The organism is Pseudomonas sp. MM213 (assembly GCF_020423045.1).
Classification (GTDB): domain Bacteria; phylum Pseudomonadota; class Gammaproteobacteria; order Pseudomonadales; family Pseudomonadaceae; genus Aquipseudomonas; species Aquipseudomonas migulae.
Genome location: NZ_CP081943.1, coordinates 1,266,823 through 1,284,636, shown reverse-complemented (window position 1 = coordinate 1,284,636; position 17,814 = coordinate 1,266,823). Strand labels below are relative to the sequence as shown.

Annotated in this window: 14 protein-coding genes and 1 pseudogene; 11 read left to right on the top strand and 4 right to left on the bottom strand. The window is 59.3% G+C overall.

The genetic code is table 11. The features are described from left to right. Positions 1–87: 87 nt before the first annotated feature. Positions 88–783, bottom strand: a complete 696-nt coding sequence (locus tag K5R88_RS05730; RefSeq protein WP_008044296.1) for a pirin family protein — start codon at positions 781–783, stop codon at positions 88–90. A gap of 238 nt (positions 784–1,021) precedes the next feature. On the opposite strand from K5R88_RS05730, the gene K5R88_RS05725 reads away from it, so the two are divergent. Continuing rightward, positions 1,022–3,493 carry a UvrD-helicase domain-containing protein gene (locus K5R88_RS05725; protein ID WP_226299410.1) on the top strand — a complete coding sequence of 824 codons (2,472 nt, stop codon included), beginning with the start codon at positions 1,022–1,024 and terminating at the stop codon, positions 3,491–3,493. A 63-nt stretch (positions 3,494–3,556) separates the two neighbouring features. Here the strand turns inward: K5R88_RS05725 and K5R88_RS05720 are convergent, their stop codons facing one another. Next, positions 3,557–3,829, bottom strand: coding sequence for a DUF1652 domain-containing protein (locus K5R88_RS05720; protein WP_192227150.1), 273 nt, complete (start codon positions 3,827–3,829; stop codon positions 3,557–3,559). 262 nt (positions 3,830–4,091) lie between these two features. Between K5R88_RS05720 and K5R88_RS05715 the strand changes: the two genes are divergently transcribed. From K5R88_RS05715 to K5R88_RS05700, 4 genes are read left to right on the top strand one after another with little or no spacing between them, the layout of a single operon-like run. Next, the gene (locus K5R88_RS05715; RefSeq protein ID WP_223434327.1) at positions 4,092–4,907 is read left to right on the top strand and encodes a helix-turn-helix transcriptional regulator; all 816 of its coding nucleotides are present in this window, start codon (positions 4,092–4,094) and stop codon (positions 4,905–4,907) included. A gap of 50 nt (positions 4,908–4,957) precedes the next feature. Continuing rightward, complete coding sequence (locus tag K5R88_RS05710) at positions 4,958–6,364, top strand: NAD(P)/FAD-dependent oxidoreductase (protein WP_226299409.1); 1,407 nt, start codon at positions 4,958–4,960, stop codon at positions 6,362–6,364. Between the two features lie 30 nt (positions 6,365–6,394). Continuing rightward, positions 6,395–6,736: a cupin domain-containing protein gene (locus K5R88_RS05705; RefSeq protein ID WP_226299408.1), complete on the top strand. Its 342-nt coding sequence runs from the start codon at positions 6,395–6,397 to the stop codon at positions 6,734–6,736. 44 nt (positions 6,737–6,780) lie between these two features. Next, positions 6,781–7,866, top strand: coding sequence for a polyamine ABC transporter substrate-binding protein (locus K5R88_RS05700; protein WP_192227154.1), 1,086 nt, complete (start codon positions 6,781–6,783; stop codon positions 7,864–7,866). A 43-nt stretch (positions 7,867–7,909) separates the two neighbouring features. Here the strand turns inward: K5R88_RS05700 and K5R88_RS05695 are convergent, their stop codons facing one another. Continuing rightward, on the bottom strand, positions 7,910–8,566 hold the full coding sequence (locus K5R88_RS05695) for a lysozyme inhibitor LprI family protein (protein WP_226299407.1): 657 nt from the start codon (positions 8,564–8,566) through the stop codon (positions 7,910–7,912). Positions 8,567–8,976: 410 nt separating this feature from the next. Between K5R88_RS05695 and K5R88_RS05690 the strand changes: the two genes are divergently transcribed. From K5R88_RS05690 to K5R88_RS05665, 6 genes and pseudogenes are all read left to right on the top strand, one after another. Continuing rightward, positions 8,977–10,434 (top strand): serralysin family metalloprotease, encoded by a 1,458-nt coding sequence (locus K5R88_RS05690; protein WP_226299406.1) that lies wholly within the window; start codon positions 8,977–8,979, stop codon positions 10,432–10,434. Between the two features lie 72 nt (positions 10,435–10,506). Continuing rightward, positions 10,507–10,893, top strand: a complete 387-nt coding sequence (locus K5R88_RS05685) for an AprI/Inh family metalloprotease inhibitor (protein ID WP_226299405.1) — start codon at positions 10,507–10,509, stop codon at positions 10,891–10,893. Positions 10,894–10,973: 80 nt separating this feature from the next. Next, positions 10,974–12,740, top strand: coding sequence for a type I secretion system permease/ATPase (locus K5R88_RS05680; RefSeq protein WP_226299404.1), 1,767 nt, complete (start codon positions 10,974–10,976; stop codon positions 12,738–12,740). Then, positions 12,737–14,071, top strand: coding sequence for an HlyD family type I secretion periplasmic adaptor subunit (locus K5R88_RS05675; protein ID WP_226299403.1), 1,335 nt, complete (start codon positions 12,737–12,739; stop codon positions 14,069–14,071). The genes K5R88_RS05680 and K5R88_RS05675 overlap by 4 nt, the downstream gene beginning before the upstream one ends. 2 nt (positions 14,072–14,073) lie before the next feature. Then, positions 14,074–15,449: pseudogene (locus K5R88_RS05670) on the top strand (TolC family outer membrane protein). A gap of 27 nt (positions 15,450–15,476) precedes the next feature. Beyond that, complete coding sequence (locus K5R88_RS05665) at positions 15,477–17,324, top strand: polyurethane esterase (protein WP_226299402.1); 1,848 nt, start codon at positions 15,477–15,479, stop codon at positions 17,322–17,324. Between the two features lie 99 nt (positions 17,325–17,423). Here the strand turns inward: K5R88_RS05665 and K5R88_RS05660 are convergent, their stop codons facing one another. Beyond that, positions 17,424–17,648, bottom strand: coding sequence for a YgdI/YgdR family lipoprotein (locus tag K5R88_RS05660; RefSeq protein ID WP_008026328.1), 225 nt, complete (start codon positions 17,646–17,648; stop codon positions 17,424–17,426). Between the last annotated feature and the right edge of the window lie 166 nt (positions 17,649–17,814).

Sequence of the window (17,814 nt, the reverse complement as noted above, 5' to 3'; positions counted from 1 at the left end):
CTTGCCCGCGAAGGCGTCAGTAAAGCCATCGGCAAAAAAAGGGGCGACTATGACAGTCGCCCCTTTTTTTGCCCGGCATTTACCCAATCAAGCCAGGTCCACCAAAACAATCTCACTGTCTTCAATGGCCGTCACGCGCAACACCTGCTCATCAGCCACCGCAACACCATCTCGAGCTTGTGCTCGCAAGCCATTGACTTCAATCACGCCCGTCGCCGGAACCAGGTAAGCACGGCGGCCATTGTCCAGACGATACTCCGCAGACTCGCCAGCCTTCAGGTTCGCCGCAACCAGGCGTGCATCCGCACGGATCCGCAGGCTTTGATCGTCGCCGGCCTTGCCGCTGGCCAGGGTCACAAAGCCTTCGCGCTGGCCTTTAGGGAACGGTTTTGCGCCCCAGGACGGTGCCAGGCCTGTTTCGTTCGGGATGATCCAGATCTGGAAGATCCTGGTTTCAGTCGCTTCCAGGTTGTACTCACTGTGAGCGATCCCGGTGCCGGCGCTCATGACTTGCACATCGCCTGCTTCGGTGCGGCCCTTGTTACCGAGGTTGTCCTCGTGGGTAATCGCACCTTCACGGACATACGTGATGATTTCCATGTCCCGGTGCGGGTGTTTCGGGAAACCGGTACCCGAGGCGATCACGTCGTCGTTCCACACCCGAAGGTTGCCCCAGTTCATACGTTTAGGGTCGTAGTATTCGGCGAACGAAAAGTGGTGATGAGCATCCAGCCAGCCATGGTGGGCGCCGCCCAGGGAGTTGAAGGGTCTGAGTTCGAGCATGATCGTCTCCTGAAAGGGGTGGTGAATGGCGAGCATCATCTATCAGGCACTGATCGATAAAAAGCGTAAAAAATGCCTCAATACAATCGAATAAACTGATATCAAGTCACCTCGAAACATTCTCATCCAGCCTTCACTTCATCGCATAAGCCAATGACCTGTAAGCATTTCACTAGAACTGAACGGCAAATGCAGACACCATAGCCCTCAACAGCCTCACACCCTGGAGTCAGCCCGCGTGCCGCAACACACCCCCGATCTTCCTCCTGAACTTCGTCCCCTGGCCGAGATGCCGCTGCTCAAGCGCCTGGCCGCCCGATTCTTTGGCCATGGGCTGACGCGTCTGCGTGCACAACATCGGGCGTCATGGTTGCATGGCCAGGCCGACGGTTTTCGCAGCGGTCACAGCGCCGGGGTGGATTACGGCTATAAGGAAGGCAAGCTCGAAGGGTTGGAGGAAGGTCGGCAGGTGTTGCTGATTCGTGACTCGCGCTCCACCGAACACCGGCCCCCCAACGTCGATGACAACCTGTTCGACGACTGGCGCCTGCCATTGAGCGCCGAGCTGAAGAAGCGCATGAAGGCCGATGTCGCTCGTTTGCTCGCGCCGCACGCGCAACCCAGCGCCGCGCAGTGGAAAATGATCTTCAGTGATACGCCATCGACGTCGGTCATCGCCGGCGCGGGGGCGGGCAAGTCGACCACCCTGGTGCTGCGTATTTTGCTGCTGACCCACTATCTGGGTTTCGAGCTGAGCTCAATGACCGTCGTGACCTTTACACGGGAGTCGCGCAAGGACTTCATCAACAAACTGATCGAGATGTTTGCGCTCTGGGGTCGGCCGCTCGGTTTCAAGGAGGCGCGGGACCTGGTGCGCACCTTCCATTCGCGAATCCTGCCCATGGTGCGCAGCCTGCCGGGCTTCGAGCGGCTGCAAGCGTTCGAAAACCTCAGCAACCGTGTGCAAGGTGCCGATGATGAGGCCGATAGCAATCCTTTCGATTTGCGCATCAACGACGCCCAGCGTCAGCAGCTCAACGCCTGCTATCACAACCTGCACACGCGTGATGAGCGCTTTCGCGAACTGATCAAACCTTTGTCGCGCCATGCCTTGCAGCTCAAGGAGCTGGAGCGCGATCACCCGGACGTGCAAAAGCGCATGGCCGTGACCGAACTGGCCGCCAAGCGTGATGAAGAACTGTGCGACTTGATTGAAGATTTGTGGTTTCGCGCGGGTGCCTGGCCCATCAAAGGCATCGAGCCCAATCGCCAGTCGTTTGATATCAACGGTTCGACCTTTCATTGCCATGGCTATATCCCGAGCCTGGACGCGTGGGTCGTGCTGGGTTTCGATCCTCGGGAAAACCCGCAGGTCAGCCGCCCGAATGCCAAGCTCAGCGTCCGCGCGGAATGGGCGGTAAAGCGAACCCTGTTTCAAGCTTTCTGTCGTAAGCCTTTGATATGGCTGGATAGTTATGAAGCTTCAAAGCGTGTTTTGGCCTCCCTTGCGGGCGATGCCAGCGCCGGGCCGGGGTTCGATTACAAGGTCAAGGGCGAGCTCGGTTCCGCGCCGTTGCTGGACTGTTTTGTCGCGGCGGCCGGGTTTATCGAAAACCTTGGCCTGGATGTTCCGAATGCCGTGGGCCAGATGAGCTTCGCCAAGGACGACCCGGACCGGTTTTTCTTCGAGGCCTTGAGCCTGTTCTGGCGAGCCCTGGAAGATCATCTGCTGGATCAGAAGCCCCCGGTGATGACCTACAACCGCATGTTCGCCTTGTTCAGCGAGCATTCCCCGGAAAACCAGAAGCTGTTGAGCGATGAACTGCTGCGGCCGCTGTCGCACCTGATGATCGACGAGTTTCAGGACGTATCGCCGCAGATTGTTTCCTGGATTCGCGCCAGCCTCGCCGAGATTCGCAGTCGCGGCCCGGCCATGCACGTGGGACGCGGCGCTCAGCGTTCGTCGTTGCTGTGCGTGGGCGATGACTGGCAGTCCATTTATGGATGGCGCGGCAGTTCGCCGACGTATTTCATGGAGTTCAACAAGGAGTTCCCTTCGCCGAGCACGACCAAGGTCATGCTCAGCGACAACTATCGCAGCCATCAACACATCATCGATGCCGCCGAACACATCGTGCGTGCCGCACCGGCCATCGCCGGCAAGAAGGCCAAGGCCAGTGGCGAGTCGAAAGCGCTGCTGCCAGTCAATGTGCTCGATCGGGATGATCAAGGCTTGGCCAAGCGGTTGATGGAACACTACAGACAGGGCGATACAATCTTGATGCTTTATCGAAAAAGCAGCGATAAGTCATTGATAGAAGAACATATTCAGCCTGTAGTTAATGTGGATTCTAGCTTGCCGTACGAGTCGCGACGGCTGAAGCAGTTGACCTATCACAGCGCCAAGGGCCTTCAGGCCGACGCGGTGTTTCTGCTGGGAGACTGCCAGCACCTGACCAGTTCGCCCTACAAGAATCAGGTCTACCGCATGGCGGGTCTGGGCAAGGCTGGCGACAACGAAGCTTACGATAACGCGCAAAAAGACGAGATTCTGCGGTTGGCCTATGTCGGCATCACCCGGGCGGTCAGCCATTGCTACTGGTATGTCGATGGCCAGGACACCCAAGCGGCGAACATGCCCAAGGCTTCCGACCGGATCGGCAAGGGCAAGGCTTTTTTTGCCGATCACCGGGGCAAGACATCGGCGTAAACCCGTACTCACAAAAAAGCCCACAAGATGTGGGCGTTTTTTAGGGCAGCTGCGCTTCAACCTTCAGGCATAACTCTTGAGGGCCACCGGAGGAATGAAAGACTCAAGCTCATCCTCCACCGCTTCGATGATTCGTTCTACGTCCGCTGCGTTCATGACAGTGGCGCATGGAATGCCGGCAATGGCGATCATGGTCTCGCCCGTGGCACGGTCAAAAAGGCGGGCAATCATGCTGCCCGGTGCGTCCATGCTCGCCTCAAAACCCATGGGATGAAAATGCCAGCGCATCAGCTGACAGGCGTTTGGAAAGGTGACTTTACTGAACCCTTTATTCATATGTTGCCCGCCTGATTCATCGAGCGCTTCCATTAGCTCATGTTAGGAGGGAAGAGCCTTCATTGGCTCAACCGTTGACTGTCTTTAAAAGTAGCATCCGCATGTGAAAATAATGTGGATTTTTCAGGCCGATTGGCAATTGGTTGCTTTTTTTTGATTCGGGTCAAAGCGCTGTGACCTTTCAGCAAAAGGCCGGTACTGCATGCTCATTGAAGCCGATGCGGAATTTCGGCAAGCTCGCCTTTTTCTCGTCGAGTCCTTTATGCATGCCGATGATGATGGTCCGCTGCAAACCCAGGCCACGAGCGAGACGGTCATGCGCTATCACCTGCGCTGGAAGCACCGCGACCTGGACGGTGTCATGGCGTTGTATCACCCGGACATCCAGTACAGCGACTTCTTCCAGAACCGCGTGATGGGGCTGGACGAATTGCGCGAGTACGTGCGCAGCAGCATGCCGCGCGATCCGGATGAAGCGCTGGAACACTCGGACCGCATCCGTCTGGACGGCAACACCGCGTTCATTCAGTACCGCATTACCCTGCGCGGCGGTGAAGGGTTGGTGTCATTTCGGGCCAGCGAGGCGATAACCGTGCGCGACGGTCTGATCTGGCGAGTCAACGAATACGCCTCGTTGGTGCATGAGCAACCCGTCAGCAAAACCACAAACAGTGCACGCCCGGCCGTCAGCCGGCTCGGGTTGTCGCCGCGTCAATTGAGTTTCATGGCGCAAGACCTGCAACAGTATTTCCAGCACCAGCAACCCTATCTGGACCCGGAGCTCGACCTGCAACGGGTGGCAAAGGCGTGCGGGTACAGCCGCAATCAGATGTCCTATCTGCTGAACCAGGTGCTGGGCCAGAGTTTCTACCGCTACGTTAACCAGGCGCGCTTGCAACATGTGCTCGCCGCGCTGGAAAACGCCGCGCCGCCACTGCGTATCGACGATCTGGCGTTTGCCGCCGGCTTCAATTCGCTCTCGGCGTTCTATAGCTGTTTCCGCCAGCACACCGGTCTGTCGCCCAAGGCCTACGTCAAACAAATTTCTTTGCGTGCACGCGCGCAAGACAGCCTCTGAGCCCACGCACTAGGATCAACGCCATCGAAGTTTGAGTGGCGGAGTCTTGCATGCCGGCGTGGCGCACTATCAGTTTGTGGATGGATCAACTCGACGAGCCGTTGCTGGCGCGTCCGGCGCTGGAACACGATCTTGACGTCGACGTCGCCATCATCGGCGCGGGGTACACCGGGCTCTGGACTGCGTACTACCTCAAGCGCCTGGCACCGGGCCTGAACATTGCCATCGTTGAAGCGCAAACCGCCGGTTTTGGCGCCTCCGGGCGTAATGGCGGCTGGTTGATGGGCAACCTCCTGGGTGAAGACCGCTTGCTCGCCGATTTACCGGCCGAGCGGCGGCGGGCGTCGTATGACCTGCTGCACAGCATTCCCGATGAAGTTGAAGTTGTCCTCGAACGTGAAGGCATCGACTGCGATTACCGTAAAGGCGGGGCGCTGTATTGCGCGGCGCGGTATCCGGAACAGGAAGCCAGCCTGCGACAGTATCTCGACAAACTGTATCGCCAGGGCCTGACGGAAAGCCATTACCGCTGGCTCAGCCCCGAGCAGTTGGCGCAACAGATCAGAATCGCCAAGCCTTATGGCGGTATCTATGCACCGCACGTGGCGACCCTGCACCCGGCAAAGTTGGTGCGAGGTCTGGCCCGGACGGTCGAACGCATGGGCGTCAGGATTTACGAAAACAGTCCGGTCACCCACTGGCAATCGGGCCGCCTGCGCACGGCGAAGGCCATGGTGCGCAGCCGCTGGATCGTTCCGGCGGTAGAAGGGTACGCGACCACGCTGCCTCCGCTGGGGCGCTATCTGTTGCCGGTGCAAAGCCTGATCGTCGCCACCGAACCGTTGTCCGCCGCCACTTGGGACGAAATCGGCCTGAGCCACGGGCAGGCGTTCGGCGAAAGCAGTCGCCAGGTGACTTACGGTCAGCGTACGGCGGACAACCGCCTGGTGTTCGGCGCGCGGGGCGGCTATCAGTTTGCCGGCAAGCTGCGCCATGACTTCGACCTGACCGCCAGTGAAGTCGAATTGCGGCGTTACCTGTTCGGCGAACTCTTCCCGCAACTCAAGAACGTACGTATTACCCATGGCTGGGGCGGCAACCTCGGCATGTCCCGGCGGTTCAAGCCGCACATGCTGTGCGATCAAGCGAGCGGCATTGCGATTTCCGGCGGTTATGGCGGGGAGGGCGTTGGTGCCAGCAACCTGGGTGGACGGACCTTGGCTGACTTGATCCTGCAACGCGATACCGAGCTGGTTCGCCAGCCATGGGTCATCCCTCAGGGCGGTCTCGATGCACTGAAGCCCTGGGAACCGGAACCCTGCCGCTGGCTCGGCTACAACGCGATCATCCGCAGCTTCGTCCATGAAGACCAGACCCTGGCCAACCCGGCTACCGCGCCTTGGCGACGCAAACTGGCCAGCGGGGTCGCCGGGTTTATGGAAGGTTTCATGCAGTAATCGGCGCTTTCTCCATAGACAGGTACTCCCATGGGCATCACGCAGTTCAAGAACACCGCAACCCTGAAGCTGGACGAATCAAACCCGGTCGCCGTGCCGTTGGGAACTCCCGTGGCGGTGGCGTCCACCACCAGCGTCGAACGCGACGACGGTGTCGAAACCGGCGTCTGGGAATGCACCCCCGGCCGTTGGCGTCGGCAGATCGTGGCCCAGGAATTCTGTCATTTCATCCAGGGACGCTGCACCTTCACTCCAGATGACGGTGAAGCCCTCCACATAGAAGCCGGCGACGCACTGATGTTGCCAGCCAACAGCCTCGGTATCTGGGACATCCAGGAAACCGTACGCAAGACCTACGTTTTGATTTTTTGATCCTCTGATTGCCTGCCAACAAAAACTCACACAGGAATCCACTCATGATCCGAAAGACCCTGGCACTCGCTCCCTTGGCGCTCTTCGTGAGCCTCAGTCACGCCGCCGACACCGTGAAGATCTACAACTGGTCGGACTACATCGCCCCGGACACCACCAAAGACTTCCAGAAAGAAACCGGCATCGGCTTCAGCTATGACGTGTACGACAGCAACGAAACCCTCGACGGCAAGTTGATGACCGGCAAATCCGGTTACGACGTGGTGTTCCCGTCCAACCACTTCATGGCCCGGCAGATCGAGGGTGGGGCGCTGAAGAAGCTCGACAAGAGCCAGTTGCCGAACTGGAAGAACCTCAACCCGGTACTGCTCAAAGCCCTGCAAACCAACGACCCGGGCAACGAGCATGGCTTCCCGTACCTGTGGGGCAGCACTGGCATCGGCTACAACATTGCCAAGGTCAAAGCGGTGCTGGGCGATAACGCGCCGGTGGATTCCTGGGACCTGATCTTCAAACCCGAAAACATGGCAAAACTGCAGAAGTGCGGCGTGGCCATCCTCGACAACGGGCCTGAACTGCTGCCGGCCGCGCTGAACTACCTGGGGTTGCCGCATCACAGCAAGAACCCGGAAGACTACAAGAAGGCTGAAGCGCTGCTGATGAAAGTCCGGCCTTACGTCAGCTATTTCCACTCGTCCAAGTACACCAGCGACCTCGCCAACGGTGACATCTGCGTGGCGGTTGGTTTCTCCGGCGACATCCTGCAGGCCGAAAATCGCGCCAGGGAAGCCAAGAACGGCGTAGACATCGGCTATGCGATTCCCAAGGAAGGTGCGGCCATCTGGTTCGACATGGTTGCCATGCCCGCCGACGCCCCGGACGAAAAAGCCGGCTACGCCTTCATGGACTACCTGTTGCGCCCGGCCGTCATGGCCAGCATCAGCAACTACGTGCACTACGCCAATGGCAACGAACAGGCTGACAGCCTGATCGACCCGGCAATCAAGAACGACACCAAGGTTTATCCGAGCCCGGAAATGATGGGAAAACTGTTCGCGCTGGAAGCGATGCCGCTGAACATCGACCGGATACGGACACGGGTGTGGAACAAGATTCGCACGGGCAGCTGACAGGTTGTACCAAGGCATCGGGACAGGACGTCCCGTTTCGCAATCAGCCGACCGGCTCGACCGTGCAACTCATTTGCCCCGAGCCGGGTATCTGGAACAAGGCATCGCTGCCGTTCTGCAAGAAGCTGTAGCTCCCCCGGTAATCCTTGCCGTTGAATTGGGTTGCGGAATCATTTGGCACCTGGATAAGGGTGGCAGAGGTATTCGCCCATTTCAGGTACACGACACGCGGCTCGACATTGAAGTAAGTGACGGCGATCAGCGCGTTGAGCCCGGTGCAACGAAAGGCTACCGGGCCGTCGGTGAGCCTGCTCGGATCCTTGGTTCGTGCAATCACCGAGCCCTGCCGAAGCTGATGCGCACGCTCGGCATAACTGCGGATCGTGCAGGCCTTGGGATCCGCCTCGGCAGAGCAGCGATTGCGGGCGTCCACCCAGAACCGTTGTTCGATCTCGACTTTGTCAGGCCGCGGCACGGAATGATCGTCTGTGAGCGCGAGGCGATAAAGGCGCGTCAGTTCAATGTCCATCTGCTTCAGTTGTGGGGTGCGGCAGATCAGCTTCTCGATGGCTGCGCTGGCCCTGGCGCAGTCGAAGCTGGTTGCCAGAACCGTAGAAGTCCCGGCATTCGCGCACAGGCTTGTTGCCGCACACGCACCGGCGGTAATGAGCCTGACCCACAAGGGCGTGACCCTTTTCATCTCGACTTCACCCGGATCATTTCATGAGGTCCGCGAAGAAAGTTAACCCGGTATTCAGTGTGGTCTCATTCTTCGAAAAGTCTAATTTTTACCCATGGAAGTGCGCGAATCAAAACGCCAATAGTCGGACGATTTTGATCCCGGCAACTTGCTTTTATTTAATATTTAAATTGTAGATTGTCCGACAATAACGCTGGCTCACTATTTTAAATACGCCGACTTCTAATCGCGCCTATTGTTTTCGGGCATATTCTGAAGTGCGCAAACTTGACGCCAAAAAAGTAGTGGACGATTGATTTCAAATTGTGTCAGTTTTCTTTCGCCTTCATTGGGCGAGTGATAGGACGATCTCGACAGAGATTGTTGCTATCTAAAAAAACTGTTCCATAGCAAAACAAGGAAGTGTGTTTATGTCGAAAATAAAAGACAGCGCTATTGATTCCGCTGAACAGGCATTCCAGCCATTTCAAGCCTTGGCGGCTCCCAGTTCTGCGTTCAACCAGATCAATAGTTTCAGCCATCAGTATGACCGTGGCGGCAATCTGACGGTCAATGGCAAACCCTCGTTTTCCGTCGATCAGGCAGCCACCCAATTGCTGCGCGACGGAGCTGCCTACCAGGACAAGGACGGCAGCGGCAAAATCGAACTGACCTACACGTTCCTGACCTCGGCCTCGTCGAGCACCATGAACAAGCACGGGATTACCGGGTTCAGTCAGTTCAGTGCCCAGCAGAAAGGCCAGACCGTGCTCGCCCTGCAATCCTGGGCCGACGTCGCCAATGTCACCTTCACGGAAAAGGCCACCGGCGGCGACGGTCACATGACCTTCGGCAACTACAGCGGCGGCCAGGACGGCGCAGCGGCATTCGCTTATTTGCCTGGCACGGGCGCAGGTTACGACGGGACTTCCTGGTACCTGATCAACAGCAGCTACACGCCCAACAAGACCCCGGACCTGAACAACTACGGCCGGCAAACCCTGACCCACGAAATCGGGCACACCCTTGGTCTGGCTCACCCCGGCGACTACAACGCCGGTGAAGGCGCACCGACCTACAATGACGCGTCCTACGGGCAAGACACCCGCGGCTACAGCGTCATGAGCTACTGGAGTGAAAGCAACACCAGCCAGAACTTCAGCAAGGGTGGCGTCGAAGCTTATGCGTCGGGCCCGTTGATCGACGATATCGCAGCCATCCAGAAACTCTACGGTGCCAACACCACCACCCGCACCGGTGACACCACTTACGGCTTCAACTCCAACACCGGTCGCGATTTCCTGAGCGCGTCTTCGTCAGCGGACAAGGTCGTGTTTTCGGTGTGGGATGCGGGCGGCAAGGACACCCTGGATTTCTCCGGGTTTACCCAAAACCAGAAGATCAACCTCAATGAGACCTCGTTCTCCGACGTTGGCGGCCTGGTGGGTAACGTGTCCATCGCCAAGGGCGTCACCGTCGAAAACGCCATTGGCGGTTCGGGCAATGATTTGCTGATCGGTAACGGCGTCTCCAACGAGCTGAAGGGCGGTGCCGGCAACGACATCCTTTACGGCGCGGGCGGTGCAGACAAGTTGTGGGGCGGTGCCGGTTCGGACACCTTCGTGTTCGCCGCCAGCAGCGACTCCAAACCGGGTGCAGTCGACCAGATCCTCGATTTTGTCAGCGGCCTCGACAAGATCGACCTGACCGGCATCACCAACGGTGCAGGCCTGCATTTCGTGAGCGCATTCACGGGTGCGGCGGGCGATGCCGTGCTGACGACCTCAGGTGGTAACAGCCTGCTGTCAGTGGACTTCTCCGGGCATGGCGTGGCGGACTTCCTGGTCAGCACCGTCGGCCAGGCGGCGTACTCGGACATCGTGGCCTGATTCAAGGCAAAGGAGGGCGCCGCCGATGCGCCGCCCTTTGTCACTTGAGCCACGACCCTGAGTGAAACGCCTATGATTTGTAACGCTTTTACCTGCAAAACAAACGTGTGGCTGTTAGCCGCGCTCATGATGTTTTTTGGAGATGTAGCCATGGCAAGCAGCCTGAAGTTGGCAGACCCGTCGGAGCTGGCGGGAAAATGGCGGGTGACGCAGCAAGACAAACCGTCGATCGTTTGCCCCCTCGAATTCAAAGCCAACCAGACGTTGGGCGACGGCACCGAGTGCCTCGTCGAATGGCTGGAGGAACAACCGATCGGCTGGTTCCCGGAGCCCGACGGCATCGCGCTCACCGGCAAGGAAGGGTCGAAGATTGTGTTTTTCAGTCGTCAGCGCGACGGGCTGTATCGAGGCACTTCAAAGTCCGGGCTGATCATAATACTTGAGCACCCGCTTGATTAATCGAGATGTGCCAAGTTGTTATTAAAGTGTAAGTAACGACCTCGTCAGGCAGGCGCGGGATAACACCTCAGGAAGAGCCCATGAAGATGGCGAATAACCCGGTTTCCACGCCGTTAATAAGGGCGCTGGGTGATTACAAGAGCATTCTGATCAGCGTCGGTTGTTTTACGGCGCTAATCAATATTCTGATGTTAGTGCCTTCTATTTATATGCTCCAGGTCTATGACCGGGTGCTGTCATCGCAAAATGAAACCACGCTGGCCATGTTGTCCCTGATGGTCGTGGGGTTCTTTGCGTTTATCGGCTTGCTGGAGATTATTCGCAGTTTTATCGTCATTCGTATCGGCAGCCAACTGGAACGCCGCTTCAACCTGCGGGTTTATCAGGCCGCTTTCGAGCGCAATCTGTTCAAAGGCGAAGGCAACGCCGGGCAGTCGCTGGGGGATTTGACTCACATTCGCCAGTTCGTGACCGGCCCGGCGCTGTTCGCCTTCTTCGATGCCCCCTGGTTCCCGGTGTACCTGCTCGTGATCTATCTGTTCAACGTCTGGCTCGGCGTGTTTGCCACGGCGGGCGCGGTAGTGCTGATCGGGCTGGCGTGTCTCAATGAGGCCATGACCAAAAAGCCTTTGGGAGACGCGGCGGTTTTCTCCCAGAAGTCCAGCCAGATGGCCACCAGTCACCTGCATAACGCTGAAACCATTCAAGCCATGGGCATGCTCGGCGCCTTGCGTCATCGCTGGTTCCAGGTGCATTCGCGTTTCCTCGGCCAGCAGAACAAGGCCAGCGACACTGGCGCGGTCATCAGTTCCCTGAGCAAAACCCTGCGTCTGTGCCTGCAATCCCTCGTATTGGGACTGGGCGCGCTGCTGGTGATCAAGGGCGACATGACCGCCGGGATGATGATTGCCGGTTCGATCTTGATGGGCCGCGTTCTGAGCCCCATCGATCAACTGATCGCGGTCTGGAAACAGTGGAGCGGCGCCAAGCTCGCTTACCGCCGTCTCGATGCGCTGCTGCAAGCCTTCCCGCCGAGCGACGACGTCATGGCGCTGCCGGCACCGAAGGGCCACATCCGTTTCGAACAGGTCAGCGCCGGTCCTCCGGGGCAGCGTGGTGCGACGTTGCACCTGGTCAATTTCAGTCTCGACGCCGGCGAAGTGCTCGGCGTGCTGGGCGCTTCCGGTTCCGGTAAATCGACCCTGGCCCGAGTGCTGGTCGGCGTCTGGCCGACCCTTGGTGGCACGGTGCGCCTCGACGGTGCCGATATCCATCGTTGGAATCGCGACGAACTCGGTCCCTACATCGGTTATCTGCCGCAAGACATCGAACTGTTCAGCGGCAGCATCGCGCAAAACATCGCCCGGTTCCGTGAGGCTGATCCGCAAACCGTCGTCGCCGCCGCGCAACAGGCGGGTGTGCATGAACTGATCCTGCGCATGCCTCTGGGTTACGACACGCTGCTCGGCGAGGACGGCAGTGGTTTGTCCGGCGGTCAGAAACAGCGCGTGGCACTGGCGCGTGCCTTGTACGGCAAGCCGAGCCTGGTGGTGCTGGACGAACCGAACTCTAACCTCGACACCGTCGGCGAAGCGGCGCTGGCCAGTGCCATCTCGCACATGAAGGCCCAGGGCACCAGCGTGATCCTGGTGACTCACCGCTCTTCGGCGCTGGCCCAGGCCGACAAGTTGCTGGTGCTCAACGACGGTCGTTTGCAAGCGTTCGGCCCGAGCCAGGACGTGCTCAAGGCGCTTTCCGGCGTCCAGGAACAAAAGCCTGCGCAGGCACCGGGTGGGTTGAGCATGAGCCGGCAGTATCAGCCCTCGACAAGGAGTTCGGGTGTATGAGCAACCTCAACGAAGCCAGCATGGAACACGACTACATCGCCGAACGCCCCGAGCGCGATGCGCGGTTTTTTGCGCGCATGGGCTGGATTCTGGCCATCGTCGGCGCCGGCAGTTTCTTCACCTGGGCCAGTCTGGCGCCGCTCGACCAAGGTATTCCGGTGCAAGGCACCGTGGTGGTCTCGGGCAAGCGCAAAGCGGTGCAATCGATGAGCAGCGGGGTGGTCAGCCGGATTCTGGTGCGCGAGGGGCAAGCGGTGAAGCAGGGGCAGCCGCTGTTTCAACTCGACCAGACCCAAGTCGCCGCCGACGTGCAATCCCTGCAAGCGCAATACCGCATGGCCTGGGCCAGCCTGGCGCGCTGGCAAAGCGAACGGGACAACCTCAAACAAGTGAGTTTTCCCGCCGAACTGAGTAACGATCCCGACCCGCGTCTGGCGCTGGTACTGGAAGGCCAGCGGCAGTTGTTCAGCAGTCGCCGTGAAGCGTTTTCCCGCGAGCAGGCTGCGTTGCGCGCCAGCATCGAAGGCGCTGGCGCGCAACTGGCCGGCATGCGCCGCGCACGCTCGGACTTGACCGCCCAGGCCAGTTCCCTGCAACAGCAACTGAGCAACCTTCAGCCGCTGGCGGACAACGGCTACATCCCGCGCAATCGGCTGATGGAGTACCAGCGCCAACTGTCGCAGGTGCAACAACAATTGGCAGAAAACACCGGCGAAAGCGGGCGGGTGGAGCAGGGCATCCTCGAATCGCGGCTGAAACTGCAACAACACATCGAGGAGTACCAGAAAGAAGTCCGCACTCAGCTGGCCGACGCACAGCTCAAAAGCGTGACGCTGGAGGAGCAACTGACCTCCGCCGGTTTCGACTTGCAGCACAGCGAAATCATCGCCACCGCCGACGGCATCGCGGTCAACCTCGGGGTGCATACCGAAGGTGCGGTGGTGCGCCAGGGCGAAACCCTGCTGGAAATCGTTCCGCAGGGCACTCGCCTGGAAGTCGAAGGGCATCTGCCGATCAACCTGATCGACAAGGTCGGTACGCACTTGCCGGTGGACATTTTGTTCACCGCGTTCAACCAGAGCCGCACACCACGGGTTCCTGGCGAAGTCAGCCTGATTTCCGCCGACCAGATGGTCGATGAGAAAACCGGCGCTCCGTATTACGTACTGCGCAGCAGCGTCAGCGAACACGCCATGGAAAAACTCAACGGCCTGGTGATCAAGCCCGGCATGCCCGCGGAAATGTTCGTGCGCACCGGTGAGCGTTCGCTCCTCAACTATCTGTTCAAGCCGCTGCTCGACCGGGCAGGTTCCGCGTTGACCGAGGAATAAGGATGTTGCGCTGTATGAATAAGCTGTCTGTGTTTGCGGCGAGCCTTGTGCTGCTGACCTGTAACCCGACCATGGCCATGGGACCGTTCGACCTTTACGAGCAAGCGTTGCGCAATGATCCGGTGTTCCTCGGCGCGATCAAGGAGCGCGACGCCGGCCTTGAAAACCGCGCGATCGGCCGCGCCGGGCTGCTGCCGAAACTGGGTTACAACTACAACAAGGGCCGCAACACCTCCAAGGTCACTTACCTCAACGAGCGCGGGCAAAACCAGAGCGATGACCGCAACTACAGCAGTTACGGTTCGTCGTTGACCCTGCAACAACCGTTGCTGGACTACGAGGCCTACGCGACGTACCGCAAAGGCGTGGCGCAGTCGCTGTTCGCCGATGAGAACTTTCGCGGCAAGAGCCAGCAATTGCTGGTGCGGGTGCTGGAGAACTACACCCAGGCGCTGTTCGCCCAGGACCAGATCGACATCGCCCAGGCGAGGAAAAAGCCTTCGAGCAACAGTTCCGGCAGAACGAGCAACTGTTCCGTCAGGGCGAGGGCACGCGCACCGACATCCTCGAAGCCGAGTCACGCTACGAGCTGGCAATCGCCGAAGAAATCGAAGCCCGCAACGAACAGGACGCGTCCCTGCGGGAACTGGGCGCGCTGATCGGCGTGCCGGCCGTCGATATCAGCGATCTCGCGCCGCTGGATCAACAGTTCCAGACCTTCACCCTGCAACCGGCCAATTACGACACCTGGCATGAGATGGCGGTCGCCAACAATCCGGCCCTGGCCTCGCAACGTCAGGCGCTGGAAGTGGCGCGCTACGAGGTGGAGCGCAATCGCGCCGGGCACCTGCCCAAAGTCAGCGCCTACGCAACGGTGCGCCAGAACGAATCGGAAAGCGGCAACACCTACAACCAGCGCTACGACACCAACACCATCGGCATCGAGGTCAACGTCCCGCTGTACGCCGGTGGCGGTGTCTCGGCGTCGACCCGTCAGGCCAGCCGCGCCATGGAACAGGCCGAATACGAACTGGACGGCAAGACGCGGGAAACCCTGATCGAGTTGCGTCGCCAGTTCAGCGCGTGCCTGTCGGGGGTGAACAAGCTGCGGGCCTATCAGAAAGCACTGACGTCCGCCGAAGCGCTGGTGGTGTCGACCCGGCAAAGCATTCTCGGTGGTGAGCGGGTCAACCTCGACGCGCTGAACGCCGAACAGCAGCTCTACACCACACGCCGCGATCTCGCGCAGAGCCGCTACGACTATTTGATGGCATGGACCAAGTTGCATTACTACGCCGGCACCTTGAACGAGCAAGACCTGGCCAAGGTTGACGAAGCATTTGGGCAAGGCCCGAAGGAACGCCGGAAAGATCTCTGACAATTCCAACAAAAGAGAGGCTTTACCATGGGTGTGTACGACTACAAAAACTTCGGCACAGCAGATTCAAAGGCGTTGTTCACCGACGCCATGGCAATCACGCTGTACTCCTATCACAACCTCGATAACGGCTTTGCCACCGGTTATCAGCACAATGGCTTCGGCCTGGGTTTGCCGGCGACGCTGGTGACTGCGTTGATTGGCGGTACTGACTCCCAGGGTGTGATTCCCGGCGTGCCGTGGAACCCGGATTCGGAAAAAGCCGCGCTGGCGGCGGTGCAGAAAGCCGGCTGGACGCCGATCACCGCTGCGCAGCTGGGTTACGACGGCAAGGTTGATGCACGCGGTACGTTCTTCGGCGAAAAGGCCGGGTACACCAGCGCCCAAGTGGAGATCCTCGGCAAGTACGATGCGCAGGGCCATCTCAGCGAAATCGGCGTGGCCTTTCGCGGCACCAGTGGACCTCGGGAAAGCCTGATCAGCGATTCGATCGCCGACGTGATCAACGACGTACTGGCAGCGTTGGGGCCCAAGGATTACGCGAAAAACTACGTGGGCGAGGCCTTCGGCGACTTGCTTGCCGATGTTGCCGCGTTTGCCCGGGCCAATGGCTTGTCGGGCAAGGACGTGCTGGTCAGTGGCCACAGCCTTGGCGGCCTGGCGGTCAATAGCCTGGCGGACCTGAGCAACGACAAGTGGGCCGGGTTCTACAAGGATGCCAACTACATTGCCTACGCCTCACCGACGCAAAGCAGCACCGATAAAGTGCTGAACGTCGGTTATGAGAATGACCCGGTGTTCCGCGCGCTCGACGGCTCGTCCTTCAACCTGTCGTCGCTGGGCGTGCACGATGCGCATCAGGACTCGGCGACCAACAACATTGTCAGCTTCAACGATCATTACGCCTCGACGGCGTGGAATGTGCTGCCGTATTCCATCCTCAATATTCCGACCTGGATTTCCCACCTGCCCACGGGGTATGGCGATGGCATGACGCGGGTGCCGGAGTCGAAGTTCTACGACCTCACCAGCAAGGACTCGACCGTCATTGTTGCCAACCTCTCTGACCCGGCGCGCAGCAGCACCTGGGTTCAGGACCTCAATCGCAACGCCGAAACCCACAAGGGCAGCACCTTCATCATTGGCAGCGACGGCAACGACCTGATCCAGGGCGGCAAGGGTAATGATTACCTGGAAGGCCGCGACGGCAACGACACCTTCCGCGACGGCGGCGGCTACAACATCGTGCTGGGTGGCAAGGGCAGTAACGTGCTGGATCTGCAGCAGTCAGTGAAAAACTTCGATTTCGCCAATGACGGCGCGGGGAACCTGTACATCCGCGATGCGCAGGGCGGCATCAGCATCACCCGCGACATCGGCAGCATTGTCACGAAGGAGCCGGGGTTTCTCTGGGGGCTGTTCAAGGATGACGTGACCCACAAGGTCACCGCCAACGGCCTTGCGGTGGGCAATGACCTGACGCAGTACGCGTCCACGCTGAAGGGCGGAGCGGGGGCTGATACGTTGAAGGCGCATCCCGGCGGTGATTGGTTGTTTGGTCTGGACGGCAACGACCATCTGGTGGGCGGCCAAGGTAACGACGTGTTGGTGGGCGGGGCAGGAAATGACCTGATGGAGGCGGGTGGCGGGATCGATACGTTCCTGTTCAGTGGCGCGTTTGGCCATGATCGGGTCGTGGGTTATCAGGCGAACGACAAACTGGTGTTTCTCGGGGTTCAGGGGGTGGCGCCGAATGATGACGTACGCGCCCATGCCACGGTTGTGGGGCAAGACACGGTGCTGACGTTTGGCGGTGATTCGGTGACGCTGGTCGGGGTTGGGCTGGATAGCCTGGCCAATGTCGTCATCGCCTGAAGGTGATGTGGCGCCGGTAAGGGCCTCTTCGCGAACAAGCCAGCTCCTACAAGATGCCTGTAGGAGCCGGCTTGCCGGCGATGAACGATAACGCGGTCTTCAGTCTTCCTTGCGAACCGTGGCCACGTCATTAACCTTGACCTTCACTTTCGCCCCGGAAATATCTTCGAACTCGTAAAAGCCTTCTTTGGTATTGGCTTTTGGCATGTCCTTGGTCAAATATTGAGTGCCGTTCTGCAGCGTCACCACCGTTGGCGTCGAGCAACCGGCCAGGGCCAGAAGGGCTGCCGCTACCAGTGGCAAACCCAGCGTCTTGATATTCATAACCACCTCTCATCCTCCAAAAATCAGCGCGACTGCTTCAAATCCTTCAATCGCCGCTGCACTTCTACCGCCGTTGGTGCGACGGATCCGCAGAAAGTTCGACGGCCACCCAAAAAAACCGGATGGCGCCGCCGCTTATCCTTTTCCGTTTGCACCGGACGGGTCG

What these genes read in the sequence shown, in the direction of transcription:
- K5R88_RS05730 (WP_008044296.1), bottom strand. Translation starts at nt 783, where the DNA reads ATGCTCGAACTCAGACCCTTCAACTCCCTGGGCGGCGCCCACCATGGC.
- K5R88_RS05720 (WP_192227150.1), bottom strand. Translation starts at nt 3,829, where the DNA reads ATGAATAAAGGGTTCAGTAAAGTCACCTTTCCAAACGCCTGTCAGCTG.
- K5R88_RS05715 (WP_223434327.1), top strand. Translation starts at nt 4,092, where the DNA reads ATGCATGCCGATGATGATGGTCCGCTGCAAACCCAGGCCACGAGCGAG.
- K5R88_RS05710 (WP_226299409.1), top strand. Translation starts at nt 4,958, where the DNA reads ATGCCGGCGTGGCGCACTATCAGTTTGTGGATGGATCAACTCGACGAG.
- K5R88_RS05705 (WP_226299408.1), top strand. Translation starts at nt 6,395, where the DNA reads ATGGGCATCACGCAGTTCAAGAACACCGCAACCCTGAAGCTGGACGAA.
- K5R88_RS05700 (WP_192227154.1), top strand. Translation starts at nt 6,781, where the DNA reads ATGATCCGAAAGACCCTGGCACTCGCTCCCTTGGCGCTCTTCGTGAGC.
- K5R88_RS05695 (WP_226299407.1), bottom strand. Translation starts at nt 8,566, where the DNA reads ATGAAAAGGGTCACGCCCTTGTGGGTCAGGCTCATTACCGCCGGTGCG.
- K5R88_RS05690 (WP_226299406.1), top strand. Translation starts at nt 8,977, where the DNA reads ATGTCGAAAATAAAAGACAGCGCTATTGATTCCGCTGAACAGGCATTC.
- K5R88_RS05685 (WP_226299405.1), top strand. Translation starts at nt 10,507, where the DNA reads ATGATTTGTAACGCTTTTACCTGCAAAACAAACGTGTGGCTGTTAGCC.
- K5R88_RS05680 (WP_226299404.1), top strand. Translation starts at nt 10,974, where the DNA reads ATGAAGATGGCGAATAACCCGGTTTCCACGCCGTTAATAAGGGCGCTG.
- K5R88_RS05675 (WP_226299403.1), top strand. Translation starts at nt 12,737, where the DNA reads ATGAGCAACCTCAACGAAGCCAGCATGGAACACGACTACATCGCCGAA.
- K5R88_RS05665 (WP_226299402.1), top strand. Translation starts at nt 15,477, where the DNA reads ATGGGTGTGTACGACTACAAAAACTTCGGCACAGCAGATTCAAAGGCG.
- K5R88_RS05660 (WP_008026328.1), bottom strand. Translation starts at nt 17,648, where the DNA reads ATGAATATCAAGACGCTGGGTTTGCCACTGGTAGCGGCAGCCCTTCTG.